Raw genomic sequence first — 25780 nt, forward strand, 5'->3', positions numbered from 1 at the left:
AGGACAGGACGAACACATGTCGGCGACAGACATCACCGAGCCGGAGCCCGCGGCCGACGCCGGAGCCGCGGTGACGGAACCGATCCCGATCGCGCAGCGCGGCGGCCGGCCGCTCGGGCCCACGATTACGCGCATCGTGGCCGGTGGCGTGATCATCGCGGCAATGGCGGCGGCGATCATCATCGCGCCGCATGAGCAGTCGAAATTCGAGGCGGTGCACACGGACCCGGCCGCGCCGGCCGCGGTCGTCAGCCATCCGGTGGCGCCGGGTGGCGCGGCGCCGTCGAAGGCGCCCGCGGCACCTGCCCCCGGTGCCGGTCCGGGGCCATCGGCATCGATTCCGTTGGGCGGCGGCACCTCTCCGGGGGCCGCACCCGCTGCACCCGGCGCGCCCCTGGCGGTCCCCGGCACCGGGCCGGCGGGCCAAGGGCCGGCCACGGGCGCCCTGGGCGGGACGGATTGGCGCGCCACGACGAAATGCTCGTACGGCTGGCCCAGTCCGGGCCCGGACCAGCAGGGCGGGCTGTCGTCGTTGATCAGCGTCGCACCGGCGGCGGGTCCGTTCATGTCCGAGGCCTTCGCGCTCGGCAGCGTCTATCAGCCGATCATGAGCCTGGCGGGACCGCTGCTCGCCGAAGTGCAGCCGGTGATCGCGGCCAACATGTCGTGGATCAGTCCGTTGATCGACCGGGCCCAGGCTGTGGGCGCCGTTGTGCTGCAGGCAATCCTGCCTTTCTACGGCCCGTATCGGCAGCAATTCCTGAGCGCCGAGGGTGCGCTGGCGGCGCAGCTGACGCCGATCCTGCAGAACTGGGCTTCCAGTGACGCCGCGGTGTGCTTCGTCGCCTGGGAAGCGCAGCAGATTCGCAACGCCAAGGGTGCTCCGCTGCGGACGGTGTCGCTGACGCAGCCGTGGGCGACGCTCAACTATGACGGTACGCATGTGACCCGCCGGCCGCTGGCGCGATGAGCACGGCGACGGCACCGGCGGTGAAACCCGAGACCACAGAGCGAGTTTCGGTCAGGACGGGCCCGGCGATCGACGTCGCCGGGGCGGCGAAGACGATCGATGGGATCCGGGTGCTGCATGACGTCTCGTTCTCGGCGCGTCCGGGGCAGATCACCGCACTGCTCGGGCCCAACGGGGCCGGCAAGAGCACGGTGCTCCGCGGGATCGTCGGGCTGGCGCGGCTGGACTCCGGCACCGTTCGTATCGGTGGTCGGGCGCTTGCCGACTGGGAGCGCCCGCTGCTGACGGCGGGGGTGCTGCTTGATCCGGACGCCGTCGAGCCGCGCCGATCCGCGCGTGATCATCTGCGAATCTTGGCCGCCGCCAACGGTTTGCCGAAGCCCGCCGTCGAGCGGGCGCTGAGTCTGGTCGGCATCGCGGAGTTGGCTGATCGGCGGGTGGCGCAGATGTCGCTCGGCACGCGGCAGCGGTTGTCGTTGGCGGGTGCGTTCGTCGGCGAGCCGCAGGTGCTCATCCTGGACGAGCCGCACAACGGTCTGGATGCCTCGGCCATTCGGTGGCTGCGAAACACCCTGCGCGCCTATGCCGCGGCGGGCCGGACCGTGCTGCTGTCGAGCCACCTGCTCGGCGAGGTGGCCCGCCTGGCCGACCGGATCGTCGTGATCGATGACGGCCGCGTCGTGGCCGACACCACCGTTGACGGCTTCATCGGCGACGAGACCGCCGATCCGGCTGCGGCGCTGGAAGATCGATATCTCGCACTGGTGGGCGACCGGTGACCGCCGCGGGCGTGGTCGCGCCGACCGTCCGCGCGACCCGGGCGGAGCTCGTGAAGCTCTCCAGCGTGCCGAGGCTGTGGGTGCCGCCGGCGTTCGCGGTGATCGTCGCACCCCTCGTCGCGCTGGCGACGTTCAACCGCTCGGGCGGGGATGACACGCTCACGCTGGCACGGATGGCCGGCAACGGCACCCAGATCGTGCTTCCGCTGCTGGCCCTGTGGGCGGCCGCGGTCGGGGCTTCCGAATTCCACAGCGGCGCAATCGCATCCACTCTTGTCGGGGTGGGCCGCCGTAGCCGTTTCTATGTGGGCAAGCTCTCGGCGGTGGCCGCGGTGACATTCGTCGTCGCGATCGCGGCGGGAGGGCTCGCCGTCGGTGTGCTCGGCGCGGCCGGCGCGGGGGACCATCACGTGGGCGACCTCTGGCGGCTGATCGCGGCCGGCGCGGTGGTGTCGGCGACGAGTGTCGCGGCTGCCGCGGTCGGGATCGCGACCCGCGGCCCGCTGTTCGCGATGGCGGTCGCCGCGGTCGGTCTCTTCGGACCGTCGCTTGCCGGTGGGCTGCTGGGGTCCCTGCAGCGCTGGGTCGTCGGTTCGAGCCCGAACATCGTGATCGGACGGTTGATCGCCAATCACGACCTCGGGGCCGCTCAGCTGTCGCCCGCGGGTCTGGCCGGCGCGCTAGTTGGGTTCGCGGTCGGGGGCCTGGTCGTCGTGTCCGTCGGCTGGCTGGCGTTCTATCGCAGCGACGTCTGACCTATCGCAGACGTCTGACGGGTCAGCCGCGGACCGGTCCGGTGAACTTCTCGCCGGGCCCCTGGCCGGGCTCGTCCGGATGCGAACTCGCTTCCCGGAACGCTAGCTGCAAACCCTTGAGGCCGTCCTTGATCGGGGCGGCGTGAATGCCGAGGTATTCCGACGACGCGTTGACCAGGCCGGCGAGCGAGGTGATCAGCCGCCGCGCCTCATCGAGGTCGAGATGCGCGCTCGCATCCGGCCGATCGTCGGCGAGCCCGAGCTTCTCGGCGGCAGCGCTCATCAGCATCACGATCGCCTTGGTGATGACCTCGATCGCGGGGATCTCGGCCAACTCGCGCACATCCGGCTGCGGCTCTGGATTGCTCGAATCGGAGTTTGCCGTCATGGCTGATAGACTTCCATGCACGACCGCCTCGGCACCCGCCGGGGGCGCAAGTGGAGTTCAGCTCCCACCGCTCGACGCCGCACCTGCGGAAGTTGTTCGGTTCCGGTTCGTCACCAGGGAATATATCCCGGTGGGCCTCCGTTGGAGGGTGTTGGCAGGTTCCCTGTCTGACATGAATCGGTCGGTGCTGAGCCTCGTCTTTCGACGGGGCTCTGTTGTTTCCGGGCTTCCCGGGGGGCAACGCGCCGAACCCACTGGTCAGACAACACGCGTCCGGCGCCGTCGGACACCAGCCGATCCGGCGAAGCCGGATACAAGGCACCACCGGGTCCGCACAATCGGGCCCACGAAACGAGGAGGCCCCATCAGCACGGAGACCCGCATCAACGAGCGCATCCGCGTCCCCGAGGTTCGTCTTGTCGGACCCGGCGGAGAGCAGGTGGGCATCGTTCGGGTGGAGGACGCCCTGCGACTCGCGTACGACAACGATCTGGACCTGGTCGAGGTGGCGCCTGACGCCCGCCCGCCGGTGTGCAAGATCATGGACTACGGCAAGTTCAAGTACGAAGCCGCGCAGAAGCAGCGTGAATCGCGCCGCAACCAGCAGATGACCGTCATCAAGGAGCAGAAGCTCCGACCGAAGATCGACGATCACGACTACGAGACCAAGAAGGGTCACGTGGTGCGGTTCCTGGAGGCGGGATCGAAGGTCAAGGTGACCATCATGTTCCGCGGCCGCGAGCAGTCCCGGCCAGAGCTGGGCTACCGACTGCTGCAGCGGCTCGGCAACGATGTCGCCGAGCACGGCTATGTCGAGACGTCCGCCAAGCAGGACGGTCGCAACATGACCATGGTTCTGGCCCCGCACAAGGGCGCCAAGACGCGCGCCAAGGCTCAGCAGGCCAGCGAGCAGCCGGCCGCCGAGAAGGCCGAGCCGACCGCCGAGTAATTCGGCCACAGATTTTCATTACATACAGAACGAGGGAACACTCATGCCAAAAGCAAAGACGCACAAGGGCACCGCGAAGCGCTTCAAGGTGACCGGTAAGGGAAAGATCGTGCGCCAGAAGGCGAATCGTCGCCACCTGCTGGAGCACAAGCCGTCGCGTCGCACCCGCCGCCTGGACGGCACGACCGTGGTGAGCGAGAACGACGCTCCGCGGTTGAAGCGACTGCTCAACATCTGATTCCCCCGACCACACCGAATACGTAAGAGGTACATGACATGGCACGCGTGAAAAGGGCAGTCAACGCCCAGAAGAAGCGTCGTTCGACCCTGGAGGCGTCCAAGGGCTACCGCGGGCAGCGTTCGCGGCTCTACCGCAAGGCCAAGGAGCAGCAGCTCCACTCGCTGACCTACGCCTACCGGGACCGTCGCGCCCGCAAGGGTGAGTTCCGCAAGCTGTGGATCCAGCGGATCAACGCCGCGGCCCGGGCCAACGACATCACCTACAACCGCCTCATCCAGGGCCTCAAGGCCGCTGGTGTCGAGGTCGACCGCAAGGTGCTGGCCGACATCGCCGTCACCGACCCGGCCGCGTTCACCGGCCTGGTCGAGGTCGCCCGCAAGGCGCTGCCGAACGACGTCAACGCCCCTGCTGCCTGAAAACGCAGTGGCCTGACGAAATTTGACGAAACCCACTGAGACGGCCCGCGTGGACGCATCCTGGTCAGACCCCTTGACCGAGCGCTCCACGCGGGTCGTTTCATATGCCAAGCTCCATCGCGGCGCCGCCCGCCGGAAAGCGGGGCTGTTCCTGGCCGAGGGCTACAACTCCGTCGATGCGGCCCTGGCAACCGGCCGGGCCACGGTCCTGCTGGTCACCGAGGATGCCGCCGAGCGACATCGCGAGATCCTGCGGCGCGCCGTCGACACGGGCGTCGACGTGCAGGCGATCACCGCGCGCGCGGCCGACAAGCTGTCCGAATCGGTGACGCCGCCCGGACTCTTCGCGGTGTGCGGGTTGCTCGACGCGTCGTTGGACGATGTTCTCGCCGCCTCGCCGCGGCTGCTCGCGATCGCCGTGGCGGGCAGCGAGCCGGGCAATGTCGGCACGCTGATCCGGACGTCCGCCGCGCTGGGCGCCGACGCCGTCGTGCTGGCCGGAGAGAGCGTCGATCCGCACAACGGCAAGTCCGTGCGAGCCAGCGCCGGCAGCATCTTCCACATTCCGGTGGTGCGCGCCGGCGATCCGCTGGAGCTGCTGAAACGGTTGCGCACCAGCGGGATCGCGACCTGTGCCACGGCCGGCGGCGGCGAACTGACGCTGCCCGAGGCCGATGCGGTGCTCGCCGGGCCCGTCGCCTGGCTGTTCGGCAACGAGGCGCACGGGCTGCCGGGAGATGTGCTTGCTGACGCCGACCACCGCATCTCGATACCGATCCAGGACGGCGCCGAGAGCCTCAACCTCGCGGCTGCGGCCTCGATATGCCTCTACGTGAGCAGCCGCGCGCACGCCGACTAATCTCGAAATCGCCCATCCCGACGGCTGGAACCAGGAGATACCCACCAGTGACCGACAGCAACCTGCTGAGCGACAGCGCACTCGCAGCCGCCGCCGACGCGGCGATCGCCGCGTTCGATGCGGCGCCGGATCTGGCGACGCTTGCCGAGTGCAAGACCGCGCATATGGGCGAGCATGCGCCGATCGCACTGGCCCGACGCGAGCTGGGCACGCTGCCCAAGGACCAGCGGGCCGATGCGGGTAAGCGCGTCAACGTGGTTCGCGGTCAGGTCGCTAAGGCCTACGACGAACGGCATGCGGTGCTGGAAGCCCGGCGCGACGCCGAGATCCTGGTTGCAGAGACCATCGACGTGACCCTGCCGAGTCGGCGGCGGCCCGTCGGCGCCCGGCATCCGATCACGGTCATCGCCGACCAGATCGCCGACATCTTCGTCGGTATGGGCTGGGAGATCGCGGAGGGGCCCGAGGTCGAGTCGGAGCAGTTCAACTTCGATGCCCTGAACTTCAAGCCGGATCACCCGGCCCGATCGATGCAGGACACCTTCTACATCGCGCCGGAGGGTTCGCGGCAGGTGCTGCGCACCCACACGTCGCCCGTGCAGGTGCGGTCGATGCTGACCCGGGACGTGCCGATCTACGTCGCGTGCCCGGGGCGCACGTTCCGCACCGACGAGCTCGACTCGACGCATACCCCGGTGTTCCATCAGATCGAGGGGCTCGCCGTCGACAAGGGCCTGACGATGGCGCATCTGCGCGGCACCCTGGACATGCTGGCGCGCGGCCTGTTCGGCCCGGATACCCGAACCCGTATGCGGCCCAACTACTTTCCGTTCACCGAGCCGTCGGCCGAGGTCGACGTCTGGTTCCCGGCCAAGAAGGGCGGCGCCGGCTGGGTCGAGTGGGGTGGCTGCGGCATGGTCAACCCGAACGTCCTGCGCGCCAGCGGTATCGATCCCGACGAGTACTCCGGTTTCGCCTTCGGGATGGGGCTGGAGCGAACGCTGCAGTTCCGCAACGGCATTCCCGACATGCGCGACATGGTCGAAGGTGACATTCGGTTCACCGCGCCGTTCGGTCCCGCCCTCTAGATACGCAGCGCGTAGAAAGCGAGAAGGTTGTGCGAGTTTCCCAGTCGTGGCTGACTGAGCTGCTGCAGGCGGGCGCGCCCGGTTGGTCGGCGTCCGTGGACGAGCTGGACGCAGGCTTCGTGCGGGTCGGCTTCGAGATCGAAGACGTGCACCCGCTGCCGGAGATCACCGGGCCGCTGGTCGTCGGGCGGGTCGCGCAGATCACCGAGCTGACCGAATTCAAGAAGCCGATCCGCTTCTGCCAGGTCGAGGTCGGAGAGGCCGAGCCGCGCGGAATCGTCTGCGGTGCACGCAACTTCGCCGAGGGTGACCTGATCGTCGCGGCCTTGCCGGGAGCGGTGCTGCCGGGCGGGTTCGCGATCGCGTCGCGCAAGACCTACGGCCAGGTGTCCGACGGCATGATCTGCTCGGTCAGCGAGCTGGGCATCGGTCACGATCACAGCGGCATCCTCGTGCTGCCGCCCGGGACCGCCGAGCCCGGCGCCGATGCGAAACACGTGCTCGGCATGTCCGACACCGTCTTCGACGTCAATGTGACCCCGGACCGCGGCTATGCATTTTCGATGCGCGGCCTCTCGCGGGAGGTCGCCGGCAGTTTCGACGTCGCCTTCGTCGATCCGGGTTCCACGGAGGTCGTGCCGGTACCGGCGCCCTCGGACTCCGGATGGCCGGTCGCGATCGACGCCGCGTCGGGTGCCACTCGGTACGGCGCCCAGGTGATCCGCGGCATCGATCCGAATGCGTTGACGCCGTGGTGGATGCAGCGTCGACTGCTGCTCGCCGGCGTGCGCCCGATCTCGCCGGCCGTCGACGTCACCAACTACGTGATGATGGAACTCGGCCAGCCGCTGCATGCGTTCGATGCGGCGAAGCTGTCCGGCGGCATCACCGTGCGCCGCGCGACCGTGGGGGAGAAGCTCACGACCCTCGACGATGCCGTCCGCACCCTCGATGTCGAGGATGTGGTGATCGCCGATGAGTCCGGCCCGATCGCGATGGCCGGCGTCATGGGCGGCGCGAACACCGAGGTCGGCGCCGACACCGTCGATATCCTGCTCGAGGCGGCGACCTTCGATCCGGTCGCCGTGTTCCGAACGGTCAAGCGGCACAAGCTGAGCAGCGAGGCCAGCAAGCGGTTCGAGCGGGTCGTCGATCCGGAGGTGACGGCGGTGGCGCTGCAGCGCGCGGCCGGGCTGATCGCCGAGATCGCCGGCGGCACCATCGAATCCGACTACACCGACGTGCGCCTCGACATGCCGGCGGCGCCGAGTATCGAGTTCCCCGCGGATACCGCCGACAAGGTTGCCGGGACGTCGTACCCGGAGGGCACCGCGAAGCGCTGGCTGGAACAGATCGGTGCCAGGGTCGAGGGCACCGACGTGCTGACGGTGACCCCGCCGAGCTGGCGTCCCGATCTGGCCGAGCGGGCCGACCTCGTCGAAGAGGTGCTGCGCCTGCAGGGCTACGACACCATCCCGGTCGAGCTGCCGTCGGCGCCGGCCGGTACGGGTCTGACCGCGGCGCAGCGTCGTCGGCGGGCAGTGGGCGCCACGCTGGCGTTGTCCGGCTACATCGAGGTGCTGCCCTTCCCGTTCATGCCGGCGGGCGCGCTGGATTCGCTCGATATCGCCGTCGACGATTCGCGGCGTCGGACGGTCACGGTGCTCAATCCGCTCGAGGCCGACCGCGCGCAGCTGAACACGACGCTGCTGCCGGGACTCCTGGAGATGGTGTCCCGCAACGTGTCCCGCGGTCAGCGTGACCTGTCGCTGTACGCGATCGGGCAGGTCTACTTCGGTGGCGACAACGTGCACGCTGTCGATCCGGCGCCGGTCGACCGGCGCCCGACCGACGCCGAGATCGCCGAGATCGTCGGCGCATTGCCCACGCAGCCGCTGCATGTCGCCGCGGTGCTCGCGGGCAACCGCGAGCCGTCCGGGCCCTGGGGCGCCGGCCGGCCCGCCGACGCGACCGATGCCTTCGAGGCGGCCCGCCTCATCGGTGAGGCTGCCGGGGTGGACGTCGAACTGGTTGCGGCTCAGCAGGAGCCGTGGCATCCCGGTCGGTGTGCCGCGGTGACCGTGGACGGGGAGACCGTCGGATACGCGGGCGAGCTGACGCCGGCCGTGGTCGATCGACTCGGCCTGCCGCCGCGGTCCTGCGCCGTCGAGATCGATGTCGACGCCCTGCCGTTGGTGAACCGCTATCCGGCCCCGCAGCTGTCGCCGTTCCCGGCGGTGCTGCAGGATCTCGCGGTCGTGGTGCCGTCCACGGTCCCGGCGTCCGCGGTGCAGGCGGCCCTGACCATCGGGGCCGGCGAGTTGCTCGAGGACATCACGCTGTTCGATCAGTTCACCGGTCCGCAGGTGGGTGAGGGCCACAAGTCGCTCACCTTCGCGCTGCGGTTCCGGGCGGCAGATCGAACGCTGACCGAGGACGAGGCCAGCGCAGCGCGCGACGCGGCGGTCGAGGCGGCCGCCGCCGTCGGCGCCCAGCTGCGCGCCTGATCGACGTCAGAGCGGGTTCAGTCGCGCCTTGAGCAGGCAGAACTCGTTGCCCTCGGGGTCGGCCAGGACATGCCACTGCTCCCGCCCGGTTTGGCCGATATCGGCGGGCCGGGCGCCGAGTGCCAGCAGCCGTTCGAGTTCGGCGTCCTGGTCGCGGTCGGTCGGGTTGACGTCGATGTGCAGCCGCAGTTTCCCGGGCTCCGGCTCGTCGCGGCGACTGAGGATGATCGTCGGCTGCGGACCACCGAATCCGTCGGCCGGCCCGATTTCCGTCGAGCCGTCGTCCATCCGGTCGAGCACGACGAAATCGAGCACGTCGCACCAGAATCGGGTCAGCAGTTCGGGGTCGCGGCATCCGAGTACGAGCTCACTGATTCGACAAGCCATGTCTGGCGTCTCCTAGTCGATGCGTCCGGTCAGGTAGCGCTGCACGGTCGGGGCGACCGCGACGACCACCTCGTCGGCGGCCATCGAGGCCAGCGGTTCGAACTTCATCAGATACCGCGTCAGCAGCAGACCCGAGACCTGACTGGCGACCAGGGTGATTCGGGTCTGCCCACTACCTTGTGGTGAATCGACTCGCGGCGCAATATCTTTGAGCATCACGTCGAGGATGAAGCTGCGGATCACTGCTGTGTCGCCGGCGGCGACGTTCGATCGGAAGATGGCGAGCAGCGCGTCGCGCGCCTCGGAGTCCCAGAGTTGCAACAGATTTCGAATCAACACTGCGCCGAGTTCGTCGACCGGCGCCGCGGCCAGCGCGCTGATCACCGCCTGGGGGTCGACCGGCAATTCGATCGCGGCGAGGAAGAGCTCGCGCTTGCTGCCGAAGTAGTGGTGGATCAGCGCCGGATCGACCCCCGCCGCGGCGGCGATCGCCCGCATCGATGTCTTGTCCATTCCGTCGCGCGCGAACAGCTCGCGTGCCGAGGTGAGAATGCGGTCGCGGGTGTCAGGCGATCCGGGGCGGCGGCCGGTGCGCCGACCGGCCGCGGATGGCTCGGTCATGGCGTCTGCCGCCGCAGTGACGCGGCGGCCAGGCCCAGCGCGCCGACGGCGAACGCGGCGATGATCGCGATATCGCGCCACATCTCCCCGGTCGGGTCGGAGTGTCGCGCGACCTGGTTGACGGCGTCGACCGCATAGCTCAGCGGCAGGATGTTGCTGATCCATTCGAGCCATCCGGGAAGCTGGCCGCGCGGGACGAGCAGACCGCAGAGGAACAGTTGGGGGAACACGATGACGGGCATGAACTGAACCGCCTGGAACTCGGTGCGGGCGAAGGCGCTTGCGAGCAGCCCGAGCCCGACGCCGAGCACCGCGTCCAGCACGGCGATGAGGACGATCCAACCCACGCTGCCGGCGACGGTGAGGTCGAGCAGCCAGAAGGCGATCGCGCAGAGCAGCGCGGCCTGCGCCGCGGCGGTCACCGAGAAGGCGCCGCCGTAGCCGGCGAGCAGATCGAACTTGCGGATCCGGGTGGTGAACAGTCGTTCCAGGGTCCCCGAACTGCGTTCGCGCAGCATGGCGATCGAGGTCACCAGGAACATCAGCGCGAAGGGCAGGATCCCGAGCATCGACACGCCGACGTGATTGAAGATGCCCGGCTGGCCCGGCGGGTGCGGCTGATCGTGATAGACCAGGTAGAGCAGCGTCAGCAGCACGATCGGGACGATGAGGATCAGCGCGACCGTGCGGCGATCGGCACGCAGCTGCAGCAGGACGCGGGCGGTGGTCGCGATCATCATCGGGCCGCGCCTCCTTCGATGAGAGCGAGAAATGCTGCCTCCATGTTGGTTTCGCCGGTCTGGTCCAGCAGCTGCTGCGGCGACAGATTGGCCACCAGGCGGCCTTCGCGCAGCAGGATCAGGTTGGCGCAGTGCTCGGCCTCGTCCATGACATGACTCGAGACCAGCAATGTCGTCCCGGCCGCGGCGAGGTCGGCGAAGGTGCGCCAGAGTTCGACCCGCAGTACCGGGTCGAGTCCGACGGTGGGCTCGTCCAGCACGAGTAGTTCCGGCTCGCCGACCAGCGCGCAGGCCAGCGATACCCGCCCGCGCTGGCCGCCCGACAGGCTCACGGCTCGTCGGCCGGCTTCGGCCGTCAGTCCGACCACCTCGATGGCATGCGATACCGCCGCGTTGCGAGCCGCCTTGGAGCCTGGCGCGGAGAGGTCGGCGAAGTAGCGGATGTTCTCGGTGACCGTCAGGTCGCCGTAGACGGAGGGGGACTGGGTGACGTAGCCGATCCGGCCGCGCAGCGACTTGGCCCCGGCGTCGTCGCCGAAGACCCAGACCGAACCGTCCGCGATGCGTTGTGTCCCGATGATCGCGCGCATGAGCGTCGTCTTGCCGCAGCCGGACGGCCCGAGCAGTCCGGTGATCGATCCGCGGGGTACCCGGACGGATACGTCGTCGATGACGGGGCGGCCGCCGCGGACCACCGACAGGGCGGAGATGTTGACCGCCGATAAGTCAGCGACCGTTGAATTCATCATGTGATGAATTTATGACGAGCGAGTTTGCGAATCAAGAGAAATGTTGATGAATGAATTTGCATCCGGGTGCATAATGATGGGTATGACGACTTCAGTGGCGATCGCCGGTGCCAGTGGGTATGCCGGCGGCGAGGTATTGCGGTTACTGCTCGGCCATCCGCGACTGCGCTCGGGCGAACTGGAGATCGGCGCACTCACCGCCGGTTCCAACGCGGGAACCACGCTCGGTGAGCATCAACCGCACCTGCTGCCGTTGGCCGGTCGGGTGCTGCAGGAGACCACCCCCGAGGTGCTGCGGGGGCACGACATCGTCTTTCTGGCGCTGCCGCACGGTGCGTCCGGCGCGGTCGCCGAGCAGCTTGCGCCGGGCACGCTGATCATCGACTGCGGTGCCGATTTCCGGCTGCAGGATGCGGCCGAATGGGAGCGGTACTACGGGGGTCACCACGCCGGCACCTGGCCGTACGGGCTGCCGGAGCTGCCGGGCAATCGCGAAACCCTGTCGGACGCTTCGCGGATCGCCGTCCCGGGCTGCTATCCAACGGTGTCGACGCTGGCGTTGTTGCCGGCGGTGGTCGCGGGGATCATCGAACCGCACGTGACGATCGTCGCGGTGAGCGGCACGTCGGGCGCCGGCAAGTCGGCGAAGCCGCATCTGATCGGCTCCGAGGTGATGGGTTCGGTCAGCGCCTACGGCGTCGGCGGAACGCACCGGCACACCCCGGAGATCATTCAGAACCTGTCCGGCGTTGCCGGACAAGAGGTCTCGGTGTCGTTCACGCCGGTGCTGGCGCCGATGCCACGGGGCATCCTGGCGACCTGCACCGCACGGACCTCGGCCACCGCCGAGGAGGCGCGGACGGTGTACGAGAAGTTCTATCTCGACGAGCCCTTCGTCCATGTGCTGCCGGACGGGCGGCAGCCGGCGACCAAATCGGTGGTCGGGTCCAACGCGGTGCAGCTCGGCGTCACCGTCGACGAGCGGGCCGGCGTGCTGGTCGCCGTCGGCGCGATCGACAACCTGACCAAGGGCACCGGCGGCGGCGCCATTCAATCGATGAACCTCGCCATGGGCTGGGAAGAGACCGATGGCCTCGACACCGTGGGAGTCGCACCGTGAAACTCGTCCGTTCGCAAGGTGTTACGGCGCCGCTGGGATTCAAGGCGGCCGGTATTCCGGCCGGCATCAAGCCGAGCGGCAAACACGACCTCGCACTGGTCTTCAACGAGGGGCCGGACTACGCGGCGGCCGGCGTCTTCACTGAGAACAAGGTGAAGGCGGCACCGGTGCTGTGGTCGCAGCAGGTGCTCAAGTCCGGCGCGCTGCGGGCGGTGATCCTCAATTCCGGTGGGGCCAATGCGTGTACGGGCCCCGGCGGCTTCCAGGACACCCATGCGACGGCCGAGGCGGTGGCCGCGGCGCTGAGCGACTGGGGGACCGAGACCGGCGCGGGCGAGGTCGCCGTCTGCTCGACCGGCCTGATCGGCGATCGGTTGCCGATGGACAAGGTGCTCGCCGGAGTCACCGAGATCGTGCATGAGATGGGCGGTGGCATGAACGGCGGTACCGACGCCGCGTACGCCATCATGACCACCGACACCGTTCCGAAACAGGCTGCGGCGCATGCCACCGGCTGGAATGTCGGCGGCATGGCCAAGGGCGCCGGGATGCTGGCACCTGCGCTCGCGACGATGCTGGTGGTACTCACCACCGATGTCCGCGCGACGGCCGATCAGCTGGATGTCGCGCTGCGGAACGCGACCCGGCAGACCTTCGATCGGCTGGACGTCGACGGCGCGACGTCGACGAACGACACCGTGCTGCTGCTGGCATCCGGGGCGAGTGAGATCACGCCGAGCCAGGATGAGCTCAACGCCGCGGTGCTGGCCGTCTGTGACGACCTCGCCGCGCAGCTGATGGCCGATGCCGAAGGGGTCACCAAGCGGATCACGGTGACGGTCACGGGCGCGGCGAGCGAACAGGACGCGCTCATCGGTGCGCGGACGGTGGCGCGCGACTCCCTGGTGAAGACGGCGCTGTTCGGGTCCGATCCGAACTGGGGCCGGGTGCTCGCGGCGATCGGCATCGCACCGATCGAACTGGATCCGGACAGGATTCGGGTCGAATTCAACGGTTCGCCGGTCTGCATCGACGGCATGGGCGCGCCCGGCGCGCGCGAGGTCGACCTGAGCGGTGAAGACATCGCGCTGGTGATCGACCTGGCCATGGGGGACGCCGAGGTGACGATCCGGACGACGGACCTGTCGCACGCGTACGTCGAAGAGAACTCGGCGTACTCGTCATGACCGACCTGGACATGGCGAAGCAGAAGGCCGCGATGCTGTCCGAGGCGCTGCCGTGGCTGCAGGAGTTCCACGACAAGATCATCGTCGTCAAATACGGCGGCAACGCGATGATCGACGACGAACTCAAAGCCGCGTTCGCGAGCGACATGGTGTTCCTGCGCACCTGCGGCATCCACCCGATCGTGGTGCACGGCGGGGGGCCGCAGATCTCGGCGATGCTGAAACGGCTGGGCATGGAAGGCGAATTCCGCGGCGGCTTCCGGGTGACCACGCCCGAGGTGCTCGATGTTGCGCGGATGGTGCTGTTCGGTCAGGTCGGCCGAGAGCTGGTCGGGCTGATCAACGCATACGGGCCCTACGCGGTGGGCATCTCCGGTGAGGACGCGCATCTGTTCACCGCGACGCGACGGACGGTGCAGGTCGACGGCGCCCAGACAGATATCGGGCTGGTCGGCGACGTGACCGCGGTCAATCCCGACGCGGTGACGGATCTGCTTGCCGCCGGACGGATTCCGGTCGTGTCGACGATCGCGCCCGACGCGGACGGCGTCGTGCACAACATCAACGCCGACACGGCGGCAGCGGCACTGGCAGAGGCGGTCGGCGCGGCGAAACTCGTGATGCTGACGGACGTCGAGGGGCTGTACACCGACTGGCCGAACACTGATTCGCTGGTGTCCACGATCGATGCCGATCGGGTGAAAGCACTGCTGCCGTCGCTGGATTCGGGCATGGTCCCCAAGATGGAGGCCTGCGTGCGCGCGGTCGAGGGCGGAGTCCCCAAGGCGCACATCATCGACGGCCGGGTGCCGCATTCGATGCTGCTGGAACTATTCACCTCCGACGGCATCGGCACCATGGTGACCCGCACGGAAGGAACCTGGGTATGAGCGCTGTCGAAACAAGAACAGGAGACCTGCAGCAGCGGTGGGATTCCGCGCTGATGCACAACTACGGCACCCCGCCGATCGCGCTGGTGTCGGGCCAGGGGGCCGTGGTCACCGATGCCGACGGCAAGCAGTATCTGGATCTGCTGGGCGGCATCGCGGTGAATGCGTTGGGGCATGCCAATCCCGGCATCGTCGAGGCGGTGAGTTCGCAGCTGCGGACGCTCGGCCACGTCTCGAATCTGTATGCGTCCGAGCCGGTGATCACGTTGGCCGAACAGCTGACCGGACGATTCGGCCACCCGGCGCGGGTGTTCTTCTGCAACTCGGGAGCCGAGGCGAACGAGGCGGCTTTCAAGATCGCGCGGCGCACCGGTCGGCCGGAGATCGTGGCCGCGGACAAGGCCTTTCACGGCCGGACGATGGGCGCGCTCGCGATGACCGGTCAGCCGGCCAAGCGGGAGCCGTTCGAGCCGATGCCGCCGGGTGTGCGGTTCGTGCCGTTCGGGGACGCCGGGGCGCTGCGCGCGGCCGTCGGCCCGCAGACGGCCGCGGTGATCCTCGAGCCGATCCTGGGGGAGTCGGGTGTCATCGTGCCGCCCGCCGACTACCTGGCGGCGGCGCGCGAGATCACCTCGCAGCACGGCGCGCTGCTGATCCTCGACGAGGTGCAGACCGGGATCGCCCGGACCGGTACGTTCTTCGCGCATCAGGCGGCGGGGATCGTCCCGGACGTGATGACCCTGGCCAAGGGCCTCGGCGGCGGTCTGCCGATCGGCGCGACCGTGGCCACCGGCTCGGCGGCCGAGCTGCTGCAGCCCGGTCAGCACGGCACCACCTTCGGCGGCAACCCCGTGTGTGCGGCGGCCGCGTTGTCGGTGCTGGCGCAGATCGACTCCGGAGGGCTGGTCGATCACGTTGCCGCCGTGGGCAAGTCGCTGGCCACGGGGATCGAGGAACTCGGTCACCCGCTGGTCGACCATGTCCGAGGCGCGGGCCTGCTGCTCGGTGTGGTGCTGACACAACCGATCTCGGCGCAGGTCGACCTCGCGGCGCGGAACGCCGGATTCCTGATCAACGCGCCGGCGCCGGATGTGCTGCGGCTGGCGCCGCCGCTGATCCTCACGCAGGAGCAGGCGGACGGGTTCGTCGCCGCGCTGCCCGCGATTCTCGATGCCGCCCAATCGCACACGGCACAGAAAGCTTAGGTACTGACGATGACTCGACATTTTCTGCGCGACGACGATCTGACGCCTGCCGAGCAGGCCGAGGTGCTGGCGCTCGCGGCCGACCTGAAACGGGCGCCGTTCTCGAAACGGCCGCTCGAGGGCCCCCAAGGCGTTGCGGTGCTGTTCGACAAGAACTCCACCCGGACCCGGTTCTCGTTCGAGGTCGGCGTCGCCCAACTGGGCGGCCACGCGGTGGTGGTGAACAGCGGTCAGACCCAGATGGGTCGGGACGAGACCTTCGAGGACACGGGACGCGTGCTGTCGCGGTTCGTCGAGGCGATCGTGTGGCGTACCTACGGTCAGGACCGGCTGGAGGCGATCGCCGGTGCGGCGTCGGTGCCGGTGGTCAACGCGCTGTCCGACGATTTCCACCCGTGCCAGATCCTGGCCGACCTGCAGACCATCGCCGAGCACAAGGGCGCGGTCGCCGGACTGACCATGACGTACCTGGGGGACGGTGCCAACAACATGGCGCACTCGTACATGCTCGGTGGCGCCACCGCCGGCATGCACGTGATCATCAGTGCCGCGGCAGATTTCCAGCCCGATCCGCGCTTCGTCGACGCGGCACGCGAACGCGCGTCTCAGACCGGTGCGACGATCACGATCGAGTCCGACCCGCGCACGGCGGTCGCCGGTGCGGATGTCGTCGTCACCGACACGTGGACGTCGATGGGGCAGGAGGAGGACGGGCTCGACCGCGTCGGACCGTTCCGGCCGTACCAGATCAATGCGGAGCTACTGGCGCTTGCCGATCCGAAAGCGATTGTGCTGCATTGCCTTCCCGCGCATCGCGGCGAAGAGATCACCGACGAGGTGATCGACGGACCGCAGAGCGTCGTCTTCGACGAGGCCGAGAATCGCCTGCACGCCCAGAAAGCGCTGCTGGTGTGGTTGTTGGAACACTCATGACCACCGGCGGCATCGCCACCAATCGGGCCGGGCGGCATGCGCGGATCGTCGAGATCCTGTCGCGCGGGACCGTGCGCAGCCAGACCGAGCTGCAGTCGTTGCTGGCCGAGGAGGGAATCGAGGCCACCCAGGCGACGTTGTCCCGCGATCTCGACGAGCTGGGCGCGGTGAAGCTGCGCGCAGCCGACGGCGGCGCCGGCGTTTACGTGGTGCCCGAAGACGGCTCGCCGGTGCGCGGGGTGGCCGGCGGCACCGACCGGCTCTCGCGGCTGCTCGCCGAGCTGCTGGTGTCCACCGATTCCAGCGGCAACCTGGCCGTTCTGCGCACCCCGCCCGGCGCGGCTGGCTATCTGGCGAGCGCCCTCGACCGGGCCAATCTGTCCGAAGTGGTCGGCACGATCGCGGGGGACGACACGATCCTGGTCGTGGCCCGCGAGCCGCTGACCGGAGGCCAGTTGGCCGAATTGATCGAGCGCCTGGCCTGACACGTCTCGCGCGTAAACAAACTGCTGGCCTGACGGCAGCGCTCGCACCCCGACAAGCAATAATCAGACCCGACAGAAATCGCAGCAAAAAGGAGTTCCAGCACCATGGCTGAACGCGTTGTACTTGCCTATTCCGGTGGCCTCGACACCTCGGTCGCCATCAGCTGGATCGGCAAGGAGACCGGCAAAGAGGTCGTCGCCGTCGCCATCGACCTGGGCCAGGGCGGCGAGGACATGGAAGTCGTGCGGCAGCGCGCTCTCGACTGCGGCGCCGTCGAGTCGATCGTCGTGGACGCCCGCGACGAGTTCGCCGACGAATACTGCCTGCCGACCATCACCGCGAACGCGCTCTACATGGACCGCTACCCGCTGGTCTCGGCCATCAGCCGGCCGCTGATCGTCAAGCATCTCGTGACCGCGGCCCGCGACCACGGCGGCACCGTCGTCGCGCACGGTTGCACCGGTAAGGGCAATGACCAGGTGCGCTTCGAGGTCGGCTTCAACACCCTCGCGCCTGAGCTGGATGTGCTTGCGCCGGTGCGTGATTACGCCTGGACGCGGGAGAAGGCCATCGCCTTCGCGGAGGAGAACGACATCCCGATCAACGTCACCAAGCGTTCGCCGTTCTCGATCGACCAGAACGTGTGGGGCCGTGCGGTGGAGACCGGTTTCCTCGAGGATCTGTGGAACGCGCCGACCAAGGACGTCTACGACTACACCGAGGATCCGACGGTCCACTTCAATGCTCCCGACGAGCTGATCATCACGTTCGACAAGGGGCGTCCGATCGCCATCGACGGCAAGCCGGTGTCGATCCTGGAGGCGATCGTCGAACTCAACCGCCGCGCCGGCGCGCAGGGTGTCGGCCGCCTCGACGTGGTCGAGGACCGGCTGGTCGGCATCAAGAGCCGCGAGATCTACGAGGCGCCGGGCGCCATGGTGCTGATCCGCGCCCACGAGGAGCTCGAGCACGTCACGCTGGAGCGCGAGCTGGGCCGCTACAAGCGCCACGTCGACCAGAAGTGGGCCGAGCAGGTCTACGACGGCCTCTGGTACTCACCGCTCAAGCGCGCGCTGGACACCTTCGTCGCACACACCCAGGAGCACGTCTCCGGCGACATCCGGCTGGTGCTGCACGGCGGTTCGATCATCATCAACGGCCGGCGTTCGGGCGAGTCGCTGTACGACTTCAACCTCGCCACCTACGACGAGGGCGACACCTTCGACCAGTCCAACGCCAAGGGCTTCGTACAGCTGCACGGGCTGTCCTCGAAGATCGCGGCGAAGCGCGACCTGGGCCTGTGACGACACCGGGGTCGACCAACGAGGGCGCGCTCTGGGGCGGTCGGTTCGCGTCCGGCCCGGCCGACGCCATGGCGGCGCTCAGCAAGTCGACGCATTTCGATTGGGCGTTGGCGCCGTACGACATTCGCGCGTCGCAGGCGCATGCCCGGGTCCTCAACGCGGCCGGGCTGCTCACCGATGCCGACCTGGCGACGATGCTCGACGGTCTGTCGCGGCTGGCCGATGATGTCGCGTCGGGCGCATTCGCCGCGGCGGAGTCGGACGAGGACGTCCACGGCGCGCTCGAACGCGGCCTGATAGAGCGGGTCGGCCCCGAGGTGGGTGGTCGGTTGCGTGCCGGCCGTTCGCGCAACGACCAGGTGGCGACGCTGTTCCGGATGTGGCTGCGCGACGCCGCCCGCGTCGTCGCGGCCGGGGTGCTCGACGTAGTGGATGCGCTTGTCGCGCAGGCGAGATCACACCCGAATGTGCCGATGCCGGGCAAGACCCACTCGCAGGCGGCGCAGCCGGTGCTGCTGTCGCATCAGCTGCTGGCGCACGCGCACCCGCTGCTACGGGATGTGCAGCGGCTGCGCGACTTCGACAAGCGCGCCGCGATCTCGCCCTATGGCTCGGGCGCGCTGGCGGGTTCGTCTCTCGGCCTCAATCCGGACCAGATCGCGGCCGAGCTGGGATTCGACGCCGCTGCGGACAATTCCATCGATGCCACCAGTTCTCGCGACTTCGCGGCGGAGGCGGCCTGGGTGCTCGCAATGACAGCGGTGGATCTGTCGCGGTTCGCTGAAGAGATCATCTCATGGAGCACACCGGAATACGGCTATGTGACGCTGGCCGATGAGTGGTCGACCGGCAGCTCGATCATGCCGCAGAAGAAGAATCCGGACGTCGCCGAGCTGACCCGCGGCAAGACCGGGCGGTTGATCGGCAATCTCACCGGACTGCTCGCGACGCTCAAGGCGCAGCCGCTGGCCTACAACCGGGACCTGCAGGAGGACAAGGAACCGGTGTTCGACTCGGTGGCGCAGCTGGTGCTGCTGCTGCCGGCGTTCGCGGGATTGACCCGCACGCTGACGTTCCACCCCGAGCGGCTCGCCGAGCTGGCGCCGGCGGGCTTCACCCTGGCCACCGACATCGCCGAGTGGCTGGTCCGGCAGGGCACCCCGTTCCGCGATGCGCATGAGGTGGCCGGTGCGGCAGTCCGCGCGGCGGAGGCCAAGGACATCGGGTTGGAGGATCTGACCGACGCCGATCTCGCGGAGATCGATGCGCGCCTCACCCCGCAGGTGCGCGAGGTGCTGACGGTCGACGGTTCGATCGCCTCCCGGGACGCGCGCGGTGGCACCGCCGGTGCGCGCGTCGCCGAGCAGCAGGAACGGGTGATCGCGGTCGCCGCGGAACTACGTGACTGGGCCGCTGGCGGCACCCAGTAGAGTGACGTACATCACTAAGCGGGTCGGATAGCTCATGACATTCAACTGGAGGTTCCGCGTGCCGGGTATTCCGAACATGGGTCGCGCGCTCGACCGGGTAGTGGCGACGGCCCAGAACGGGCTGGAAGTGATCCGCATGGGCGGATTGGAGACCGGCACCCAGCCGTCGCCCTACCAAATCGTCGACACAGAACCGATGTATCAGCTGCGGCGGTACTTCCCCGACGATGTTCCGGACGGACCGCCGGTGGTGCTGGTGCACCCGATGATGATGTCGGCCAATCTGTTCGACGTCACGCCGCAGAACGGCGCGGTCAGCATCCTGCGGGCCGCGGGACTCGATCCGTGGGTCGTCGACTTCGGTTCGCCCGACAAGGTCGAGGGCGGCATGGATCGGACGCTGGCCGACCACATCGTCGCGACCAGTGACGTCGTCGATCGTGTTCGGGCCGTGACGAATCGGGACGTCCATCTCGCGGGCTACTCGCAGGGCGGCATGTTCTGCTACCAGACCGCGGCCTTCCGCCGGTCCGCCGGCCTCGCCAGCCTGATCACCTTCGGCAGCCCGGTCGATGTGCTCAACGCACTGCCGATGGGTCTGCCCGCGAATCTGGCCGCGCCGGGCGCGCAGTTCCTCGCGGACAACGTGTTCAACCGAATCGCGATCCCGGGATGGTTGGCGCGCACCGGTTTTCAGCTGCTCGATCCGGTGAAGACCGCCCGGGCACGCATCGAGTTCGTGCGTCAGTTGCACGACCGCGACGCCCTGCTGCCGCGCGAGGATCAGCGGCGATTCCTGGAGAACGACGGCTGGGTGGCCTGGTCGGGTCCGGCGATCGCCGAACTGCTGCGGCAATTCGTCGCGCACAACCGCATGATGTCGGGCGGCTTCGTGATCGACGACCAGCTGGTGACGCTGGCCGAAATCACCTGCCCGGTACTGGCTTTCGTCGGTTCGGCTGACGACATCGGACAGCCGGCCGCCGTCCGCGGCATTCTTCGCGCCGCGCCGCGCGCGCAGGTATACGAGGCCACGGTGCCCACCGGGCATTTCGGCATGGTGGTCGGCTCGACCGCGTCGAATCAGACCTGGCCGACCGCGGCCGAGTGGATCCGTTGGCGTGACGGCAGCGGCGACATGCCGAACCTTGTCCATCCGATGGACGACGCGGATGATTCAGGTGTGAGTGTGTCGTCGCGCCTGACGCATGGGCTGAGTGCGGTCGTCGATGTGGGTGCCGGTGCGAGCCGGGACATCCTCGGCGCCGCCGACTCCGTCCGTCGCACGTCGCAGGCCGTCGTGCGCGAGTCGGTGCGCACGCTGCCGCGGCTGGTCCGTCTCGGACAGATCCAGTCGGGCACGCGAATCTCGTTGGGCAAGTTGATGAACGAGAATGCCGCGCGGCACGGACGGCACGAGCTCTTCCTGTTCGAGGACCGAGTGCTCAGCCACCGCGAGGTCAACGAGCGCATCGACAACGTGGTGCGTGGCCTCATCTCGTGCGGCGTCCGCCCGGGCAGCCACATCGGGGTCATCATGGAGACTCGGCCGAGCGCCCTGGTCGCGATCGCGGCGCTGTCCCGGCTGGGCGCGGTCGCCGTTCTGCTCGCGCCCGACAGCGATCTGCCGCACGCGCTGCGGCTCGGCGACTGCACGACGGTCATCGCCGACCCGGTGAACCTCGACCGCGCGGCCGCGGCGGCCGACCGGGTACTGGTCCTGGGTGGCGGCGACGTGCGCACCATCGCGCAGGCCGACGGCGAGCGCATCATCGACATGGAGCAGATCGACCCGGACGAGGTGGAGCTGCCGCGGTGGTATCGCCCGGACCCGGGCCTGGCCGGCGACCTCGCGTTCATCCTGTTCGCCCGTGCCGGAACCACATTGGAGAAGTGGCCGGTCACCAACCACCGCTGGGCGCTCTCGGCCTTCGGATCGGCGTCGGCCGCGACACTGACCGCCGACGACACCGTCTACTGCCTGACTCCGCTGCACCACGCGTCGGGCCTGCTCACCACGCTCGGCGCGACCGTCGTCGGCGGCGCGCGGATCGCGTTGTCGTCGGAGGTGGAGCCGAAGCGATTCGCCGACGAGGTCTACCGCTACGGCGTCACCGTCGTCTCGTACACCTGGACGATGCTGCAGGAAGTGGTGCGCGACAAGGATCTTGCGATCGGCGACCACAACCCGATCCGGCTGTTCATGGGATCGGGCATGCCGGTCGGGCTGTGGGACGACGTCGTCGACCGGTTCCCGTCGGCGCGCGTGCTGGATTTCTTTGCGACATCGGATGGTTCGGCAATCCTGGCCAACGTGTCGGGCAACAAGGTCGGCAGTGCCGGTCGCCCGCTGCCGGAGACCAACAAGGTGCGGCTGGCGGCGTACGACCCGATGGAGGACCGGTTCATCACCGATCGCCGCGGGTTCGTCGCCGAAGCCGAGACCGAATCGGTCGGGCTGCTGCTGTCGTCGGCGCGGCAGCGCCAGGAAGTCGGCGCGACGGTGCTGCGGGATGTGTTCAACCGCGGCGACCGCTGGGTCACCACCGACCGTCTGTTTCGACGTGACTCCGACGGCGACTACTGGCTGATGGGCACCGTCCACAATGTGGTGCGCTCGGCCGACGGCCCGATCTACCCGAAGCCGATCCTGGACGTCCTCACCCGGATGGAACAGGTGGAGCAGGCGGTGGTGCTGGGCTTCGGCGAGCCCGGTGAGCAGATCGCGGTGGCCTCGGTGTCGCCGCGGCCCGGTTCGACGGCGCCGACGGTCGCGCAGCTGCGGCTGGCACTGGCCGGAATGCCGGCCATCGAGCGTCCGCACATCATCCAGATCGTCGACCACATCCCGCTGACCTCGGCGTATCGCGCGAGCATGACCAAGCTGCGCCAGCAGGGCATCCCGTGGGGTGGGTCGCGCGTCTGGTACCGCGATGCCGATGGCAAGCTTCGGAAACTGACCCGCTCGGCTGCGCTCGAGCAGGGCTGGATCGAGACCCCGGGAGACGAGAATGGCGCTGGATAGAACCTTGTTCGATGACGAGCTGCTCGCGCTCCTGGCCTGCCCGAGCGACCACGGTCCGTTGACCCTGGTCGACGATCGCTGGCTGTACAACCCGAGGTTGCGGCGCAAGTACGCGATCGACGATGAGGGCATTCCCAACCTGCTGATCGGCGATTCGATCGAGGTCGACGAGGCCGAGCATCAGGATCTGATGGCCCGTGCGGGTGAGGCGAAATAGCCTCGTACCGAAGCCGATTGACCGCCGCCGACCCGACGTCGGCGGCGCGGTTGATCCTGGGCGGACGGCTCCATCGCACGACCCCGGACGGGGTGATCGTGGCCCGCATCGTCGAGGTCGAGGCCTACGGAGCCGGACCGGATACGCCGTTCCCGGATCCGGCGTCGCACGGCTATCGCGGCCGCACGCCGCGGAATCAGGTGATGTTCGGCGAGGCCGGACACCTGTACGTGTATCGGTCGTACGGCATCCATCTGTGCATGAACATCTCCTACGGCCCGGCGGATCGCTGCGGCGGAGTGTTGTTGCGCGCCTTGCAGATCGAGCGCGGGCTCGACGTGGTGCAGGCCCGTCGCGGACGACCGCTGGCGGATCACCGGCTCGCGAGCGGGCCGGGCAATGTCGGCACCGCGATGGGAATCGAGCTGTCGGACAACGGAATCGACGTATTCGGTGCAGATTCGACGCTACGGCTGGTGCCGCAGCCGCTGAGTCCGTCCGAGATCGCCGAAGGACCCCGGGTCGGAGTGGCGATGGCCGCCGACCGGCCGTGGCGGCTCTGGGTCGCCTGTTCGCCGGCGGTGTCGGCCTACCGCCGCAGCCCCCGTGCCCCGGTCGACCTGGTCGACGGTGATGCGGAAAGATCGGTGGTGTGAGTGCCGACATCATCGATGACCTGACCTGGCGTGGCCTGATCGCGCAGTCCACCGACCTCGACGAGCTGCGCAAAGTGCTCGAGTCCCAGGTGGTGTCGTTGTATGCGGGGTTCGATCCGACGGCGTCGAGCCTGCACGCCGGGCATCTGGTCCCGCTGCTGACGCTGCGCCGCTTCCAGCAGTTCGGGCACCGGCCGATCGTGTTGGCCGGCGGCGCCACCGGGCTCATCGGCGACCCACGTGATGTCGGCGAACGCGCGATGCATGAGGCCGACACCGTGTCGCAGTGGGCCGACCGGATCAGGTCACAGCTGGAACGGTTCGTCGACTTCGACGAAAGCCCGACCGGCGCCGTGGTCGCGAACAACATGGATTGGGCCGGCAACCTGTCGGTCGTCGATTTCCTGCGCGATATCGGCAAGCATTTCTCGGTCAACGTGATGCTCGCCCGCGACACCATCAAGCGGCGGCTCGATGGGGACGGCATCAGCTACACCGAGTTCAGCTACCTGTTGCTGCAGTCGAACGACTTCCTGCAGCTCAACCGCATGCACGGATGCCTGCTGCAGGTGGGCGGCTCCGACCAATGGGGCAACATCGTCGGCGGCGTCGACCTGGCCCGGCGGGTGGACGGCACCGTGCTGCATGCGTTGACCACACCGCTGGTGACCTCGTCCGACGGCAAGAAGTTCGGCAAGTCCACCGGGGGCGGCAGCCTCTGGCTCGATCCGGAGTTGACCAGCCCATACGCCTGGTACCAGTACTTCGTGAACACTGCCGACGCCGATGTCGTCCGGTACCTGAAATGGTTCACCTTCCTTGGTCGCGAGGAGATCGCCGAGCTGGAAAAGGCCACCGAAGAGACCCCGCATCTGCGGTTGGCGCAGAAACGCCTGGCTGCGGAGATGACGACGCTGGTGCACGGCGCTGACCAGACCGCCGCCGTCGAACTGGCCAGTCAGGCGCTGTTCGGGCGCGGTGATCTCGCCGGGCTCGACGAGAACACGCTGGCCGCGGCGTTGAGCGAGACCACCGTAGCGAGCTACGACGCCGGCGCTGAGCCGACGATCGTCGAGCTGCTGGTCGACGCCGGCCTGTCCGACAGCAACAAGGCCGCGCGCCGGGCCGTCGGGGAGGGCGGCGCGTACGTGAACAACGAGAAGATCGTCGACGAGAATTGGAAATGTGGCGCCGACCACTTGTTGCATGGTCGTTGGGCGGTTATCCGGCGTGGCAAGAAGTCGTTCGGTGGTGCACGCATCGGCTGAGAACCGCCTCTGACCAGGCGATTTGACGCGGTGTTCGTACGCGTGTAACTTTCTTTTCGCACCGCAGAGCGGGGCCAAAACAACGGACCAGAACAAGGTACGTTGGTAGAGGTCGCCCTAAGGTGCGGCATAATTGATCGGAAAGCGAAGAGATAATCTGAGCGCCGGTCGGTGTGTGTTCTTTGAGAACTTGATAGTGTGTTGGTGGATTGTTTAGTGCCATTTTTGAATGGCTGGCCTGCCTTGGGATGATTTTCTGCTCTTTTGTGGGTGGGGGTTGTTTGGGGTGGGTGGTTGTTTTTGTTTTGTTTTTTGTTTTTTTGGATGCCATGTTTGTTGGTGTCTGGATTAAGCATCTTTTGAGGCCTGGTTGTTTTGATTGGGTTTTGTTGGAGAGTTTGATCCTGGCTCAGGACGAACGCTGGCGGCGTGCTTAACACATGCAAGTCGAACGGAAAGGCCTAGCTTGCTAGGTACTCGAGTGGCGAACGGGTGAGTAACACGTGGGTGATCTGCCCTCAACTTCGGGATAAGCCTGGGAAACTGGGTCTAATACCGGATAGGACCATTGGATGCATGTCTGGTGGTGGAAAGCCTTGTGCGGTTGGGG

The 25780-nt window shown here is 68.0% G+C and carries 26 protein-coding genes and 1 rRNA gene; 22 read left to right on the forward strand and 5 right to left on the reverse strand.

The genetic code is table 11. The features are described 5' to 3' along the window. The first annotated feature begins 16 nt into the window (after positions 1-16). From G341_RS23095 to G341_RS0114035, 3 genes are read left to right on the forward strand one after another with little or no spacing between them, the layout of a single operon-like run. On the forward strand, positions 17-970 hold the full coding sequence (locus G341_RS23095; RefSeq protein ID WP_051092804.1) for a hypothetical protein: 954 nt from the start codon (positions 17-19) through the stop codon (positions 968-970). Then, complete coding sequence (locus G341_RS22125; protein ID WP_018179784.1) at positions 967-1749, forward strand: ABC transporter ATP-binding protein; 783 nt, start codon at positions 967-969, stop codon at positions 1747-1749. The genes G341_RS23095 and G341_RS22125 overlap by 4 nt, the downstream gene beginning before the upstream one ends. Continuing rightward, positions 1746-2504 (forward strand): hypothetical protein, encoded by a 759-nt coding sequence (locus tag G341_RS0114035; RefSeq protein WP_018179785.1) that lies wholly within the window; start codon positions 1746-1748, stop codon positions 2502-2504. The genes G341_RS22125 and G341_RS0114035 overlap by 4 nt, the downstream gene beginning before the upstream one ends. A gap of 22 nt (positions 2505-2526) precedes the next feature. Here the strand turns inward: G341_RS0114035 and G341_RS0114040 are convergent, their stop codons facing one another. Next, positions 2527-2892 (reverse strand): DUF1844 domain-containing protein, encoded by a 366-nt coding sequence (locus G341_RS0114040; RefSeq protein ID WP_043451498.1) that lies wholly within the window; start codon positions 2890-2892, stop codon positions 2527-2529. Between the two features lie 337 nt (positions 2893-3229). On the opposite strand from G341_RS0114040, the gene infC reads away from it, so the two are divergent. From infC to pheT, 6 genes are read left to right on the forward strand one after another with little or no spacing between them, the layout of a single operon-like run. Then, complete coding sequence (gene infC / locus G341_RS0114045; protein WP_081622551.1) at positions 3230-3841, forward strand: translation initiation factor IF-3; 612 nt, start codon at positions 3230-3232, stop codon at positions 3839-3841. A gap of 43 nt (positions 3842-3884) precedes the next feature. Beyond that, complete coding sequence (gene rpmI, locus G341_RS0114050) at positions 3885-4079, forward strand: 50S ribosomal protein L35 (protein WP_018179788.1); 195 nt, start codon at positions 3885-3887, stop codon at positions 4077-4079. A gap of 38 nt (positions 4080-4117) precedes the next feature. Further along, on the forward strand, positions 4118-4498 hold the full coding sequence (rplT, locus tag G341_RS0114055; RefSeq protein WP_018179789.1) for a 50S ribosomal protein L20: 381 nt from the start codon (positions 4118-4120) through the stop codon (positions 4496-4498). Between the two features lie 22 nt (positions 4499-4520). Further along, a complete protein-coding gene (locus G341_RS0114060) occupies positions 4521-5357 on the forward strand; it encodes a TrmH family RNA methyltransferase (RefSeq protein WP_245556999.1) in 837 nt (278 codons plus the stop codon). Between the two features lie 47 nt (positions 5358-5404). Then, a complete protein-coding gene (gene pheS / locus G341_RS0114065; RefSeq protein WP_018179791.1) occupies positions 5405-6445 on the forward strand; it encodes a phenylalanine--tRNA ligase subunit alpha in 1041 nt (346 codons plus the stop codon). Positions 6446-6474: 29 nt separating this feature from the next. Next, the gene (gene pheT / locus G341_RS0114070; RefSeq protein ID WP_018179792.1) at positions 6475-8952 is read left to right on the forward strand and encodes a phenylalanine--tRNA ligase subunit beta; all 2478 of its coding nucleotides are present in this window, start codon (positions 6475-6477) and stop codon (positions 8950-8952) included. 6 nt (positions 8953-8958) lie between these two features. Here the strand turns inward: pheT and G341_RS0114075 are convergent, their stop codons facing one another. Genes G341_RS0114075 through G341_RS0114090 form a run of 4 tightly spaced genes read right to left on the reverse strand, consistent with a single transcriptional unit; the run spans position 8959 to position 11449 of the window. Then, positions 8959-9339 (reverse strand): VOC family protein, encoded by a 381-nt coding sequence (locus tag G341_RS0114075; protein WP_018179793.1) that lies wholly within the window; start codon positions 9337-9339, stop codon positions 8959-8961. Positions 9340-9351: 12 nt separating this feature from the next. Further along, entirely contained in the window at positions 9352-9960 is a 609-nt protein-coding gene (locus G341_RS0114080; RefSeq protein WP_018179794.1) for a TetR/AcrR family transcriptional regulator, read from the reverse strand. Next, positions 9957-10700, reverse strand: a complete 744-nt coding sequence (locus G341_RS0114085; protein ID WP_018179795.1) for an ABC transporter permease — start codon at positions 10698-10700, stop codon at positions 9957-9959. The genes G341_RS0114080 and G341_RS0114085 overlap by 4 nt, the downstream gene beginning before the upstream one ends. Next, entirely contained in the window at positions 10697-11449 is a 753-nt protein-coding gene (locus G341_RS0114090; RefSeq protein ID WP_018179796.1) for an ABC transporter ATP-binding protein, read from the reverse strand. The genes G341_RS0114085 and G341_RS0114090 overlap by 4 nt, the downstream gene beginning before the upstream one ends. Before the next feature lie 82 nt (positions 11450-11531). Between G341_RS0114090 and argC the strand changes: the two genes are divergently transcribed. From argC to G341_RS0114155, 13 genes are all read left to right on the forward strand, one after another. Further along, the gene (gene argC, locus G341_RS0114095; RefSeq protein ID WP_018179797.1) at positions 11532-12569 is read left to right on the forward strand and encodes an N-acetyl-gamma-glutamyl-phosphate reductase; all 1038 of its coding nucleotides are present in this window, start codon (positions 11532-11534) and stop codon (positions 12567-12569) included. Continuing rightward, entirely contained in the window at positions 12566-13756 is a 1191-nt protein-coding gene (gene argJ, locus G341_RS0114100; protein WP_018179798.1) for a bifunctional glutamate N-acetyltransferase/amino-acid acetyltransferase ArgJ, read from the forward strand. The genes argC and argJ overlap by 4 nt, the downstream gene beginning before the upstream one ends. Further along, positions 13753-14646 (forward strand): acetylglutamate kinase, encoded by an 894-nt coding sequence (gene argB, locus G341_RS0114105; protein ID WP_018179799.1) that lies wholly within the window; start codon positions 13753-13755, stop codon positions 14644-14646. Before argJ ends, argB begins: the two co-directional genes overlap by 4 nt. Beyond that, positions 14643-15851: an acetylornithine transaminase gene (locus tag G341_RS0114110; RefSeq protein ID WP_043451501.1), complete on the forward strand. Its 1209-nt coding sequence runs from the start codon at positions 14643-14645 to the stop codon at positions 15849-15851. Before argB ends, G341_RS0114110 begins: the two co-directional genes overlap by 4 nt. A gap of 9 nt (positions 15852-15860) precedes the next feature. Beyond that, positions 15861-16784 carry an ornithine carbamoyltransferase gene (gene argF, locus G341_RS0114115; protein ID WP_018179801.1) on the forward strand — a complete coding sequence of 308 codons (924 nt, stop codon included), beginning with the start codon at positions 15861-15863 and terminating at the stop codon, positions 16782-16784. Continuing rightward, on the forward strand, positions 16781-17269 hold the full coding sequence (locus G341_RS0114120; RefSeq protein WP_018179802.1) for an arginine repressor: 489 nt from the start codon (positions 16781-16783) through the stop codon (positions 17267-17269). Before argF ends, G341_RS0114120 begins: the two co-directional genes overlap by 4 nt. Positions 17270-17374: 105 nt before the next feature. Beyond that, complete coding sequence (locus G341_RS0114125; RefSeq protein WP_018179803.1) at positions 17375-18574, forward strand: argininosuccinate synthase; 1200 nt, start codon at positions 17375-17377, stop codon at positions 18572-18574. Further along, the gene (argH, locus tag G341_RS0114130) at positions 18571-20004 is read left to right on the forward strand and encodes an argininosuccinate lyase (RefSeq protein WP_018179804.1); all 1434 of its coding nucleotides are present in this window, start codon (positions 18571-18573) and stop codon (positions 20002-20004) included. Before G341_RS0114125 ends, argH begins: the two co-directional genes overlap by 4 nt. A 76-nt stretch (positions 20005-20080) precedes the next feature. Continuing rightward, a complete protein-coding gene (locus G341_RS22130) occupies positions 20081-23029 on the forward strand; it encodes an AMP-binding protein (protein ID WP_018179805.1) in 2949 nt (982 codons plus the stop codon). Next, positions 23016-23246, forward strand: a complete 231-nt coding sequence (locus tag G341_RS0114140) for a Trm112 family protein (protein ID WP_018179806.1) — start codon at positions 23016-23018, stop codon at positions 23244-23246. Before G341_RS22130 ends, G341_RS0114140 begins: the two co-directional genes overlap by 14 nt. Positions 23247-23263: 17 nt before the next feature. Beyond that, entirely contained in the window at positions 23264-23902 is a 639-nt protein-coding gene (locus G341_RS0114145) for a DNA-3-methyladenine glycosylase (RefSeq protein WP_018179807.1), read from the forward strand. Next, positions 23899-25170 (forward strand): tyrosine--tRNA ligase, encoded by a 1272-nt coding sequence (tyrS, locus tag G341_RS0114150; protein ID WP_018179808.1) that lies wholly within the window; start codon positions 23899-23901, stop codon positions 25168-25170. Before G341_RS0114145 ends, tyrS begins: the two co-directional genes overlap by 4 nt. A 386-nt stretch (positions 25171-25556) precedes the next feature. After that, positions 25557-25780 (forward strand): 16S ribosomal RNA (locus G341_RS0114155); the annotation flags it as partial.

It is taken from the genome of Jongsikchunia kroppenstedtii DSM 45133 (genome assembly GCF_000380485.1).
GTDB lineage: Bacteria > Actinomycetota > Actinomycetes > Mycobacteriales > Mycobacteriaceae > Jongsikchunia > Jongsikchunia kroppenstedtii.

What these genes read in the sequence shown, in the direction of transcription:
- G341_RS0114110 (WP_043451501.1), top strand. Translation starts at nt 14,643, where the DNA reads ATGAGCGCTGTCGAAACAAGAACAGGAGACCTGCAGCAGCGGTGGGAT.
- G341_RS0114125 (WP_018179803.1), top strand. Translation starts at nt 17,375, where the DNA reads ATGGCTGAACGCGTTGTACTTGCCTATTCCGGTGGCCTCGACACCTCG.
- G341_RS0114075 (WP_018179793.1), bottom strand. Translation starts at nt 9,339, where the DNA reads ATGGCTTGTCGAATCAGTGAGCTCGTACTCGGATGCCGCGACCCCGAA.
- G341_RS0114080 (WP_018179794.1), bottom strand. Translation starts at nt 9,960, where the DNA reads ATGACCGAGCCATCCGCGGCCGGTCGGCGCACCGGCCGCCGCCCCGGA.
- G341_RS0114085 (WP_018179795.1), bottom strand. Translation starts at nt 10,700, where the DNA reads ATGATGATCGCGACCACCGCCCGCGTCCTGCTGCAGCTGCGTGCCGAT.
- G341_RS0114120 (WP_018179802.1), top strand. Translation starts at nt 16,781, where the DNA reads ATGACCACCGGCGGCATCGCCACCAATCGGGCCGGGCGGCATGCGCGG.
- argC (WP_018179797.1), top strand. Translation starts at nt 11,532, where the DNA reads ATGACGACTTCAGTGGCGATCGCCGGTGCCAGTGGGTATGCCGGCGGC.
- G341_RS22125 (WP_018179784.1), top strand. Translation starts at nt 967, where the DNA reads ATGAGCACGGCGACGGCACCGGCGGTGAAACCCGAGACCACAGAGCGA.
- G341_RS23095 (WP_051092804.1), top strand. Translation starts at nt 17, where the DNA reads ATGTCGGCGACAGACATCACCGAGCCGGAGCCCGCGGCCGACGCCGGA.
- rpmI (WP_018179788.1), top strand. Translation starts at nt 3,885, where the DNA reads ATGCCAAAAGCAAAGACGCACAAGGGCACCGCGAAGCGCTTCAAGGTG.
- G341_RS22130 (WP_018179805.1), top strand. Translation starts at nt 20,081, where the DNA reads ATGGGTCGCGCGCTCGACCGGGTAGTGGCGACGGCCCAGAACGGGCTG.
- G341_RS0114140 (WP_018179806.1), top strand. Translation starts at nt 23,016, where the DNA reads ATGGCGCTGGATAGAACCTTGTTCGATGACGAGCTGCTCGCGCTCCTG.
- rplT (WP_018179789.1), top strand. Translation starts at nt 4,118, where the DNA reads ATGGCACGCGTGAAAAGGGCAGTCAACGCCCAGAAGAAGCGTCGTTCG.
- argF (WP_018179801.1), top strand. Translation starts at nt 15,861, where the DNA reads ATGACTCGACATTTTCTGCGCGACGACGATCTGACGCCTGCCGAGCAG.
- argB (WP_018179799.1), top strand. Translation starts at nt 13,753, where the DNA reads ATGACCGACCTGGACATGGCGAAGCAGAAGGCCGCGATGCTGTCCGAG.
- G341_RS0114090 (WP_018179796.1), bottom strand. Translation starts at nt 11,449, where the DNA reads ATGATGAATTCAACGGTCGCTGACTTATCGGCGGTCAACATCTCCGCC.
- G341_RS0114040 (WP_043451498.1), bottom strand. Translation starts at nt 2,892, where the DNA reads ATGACGGCAAACTCCGATTCGAGCAATCCAGAGCCGCAGCCGGATGTG.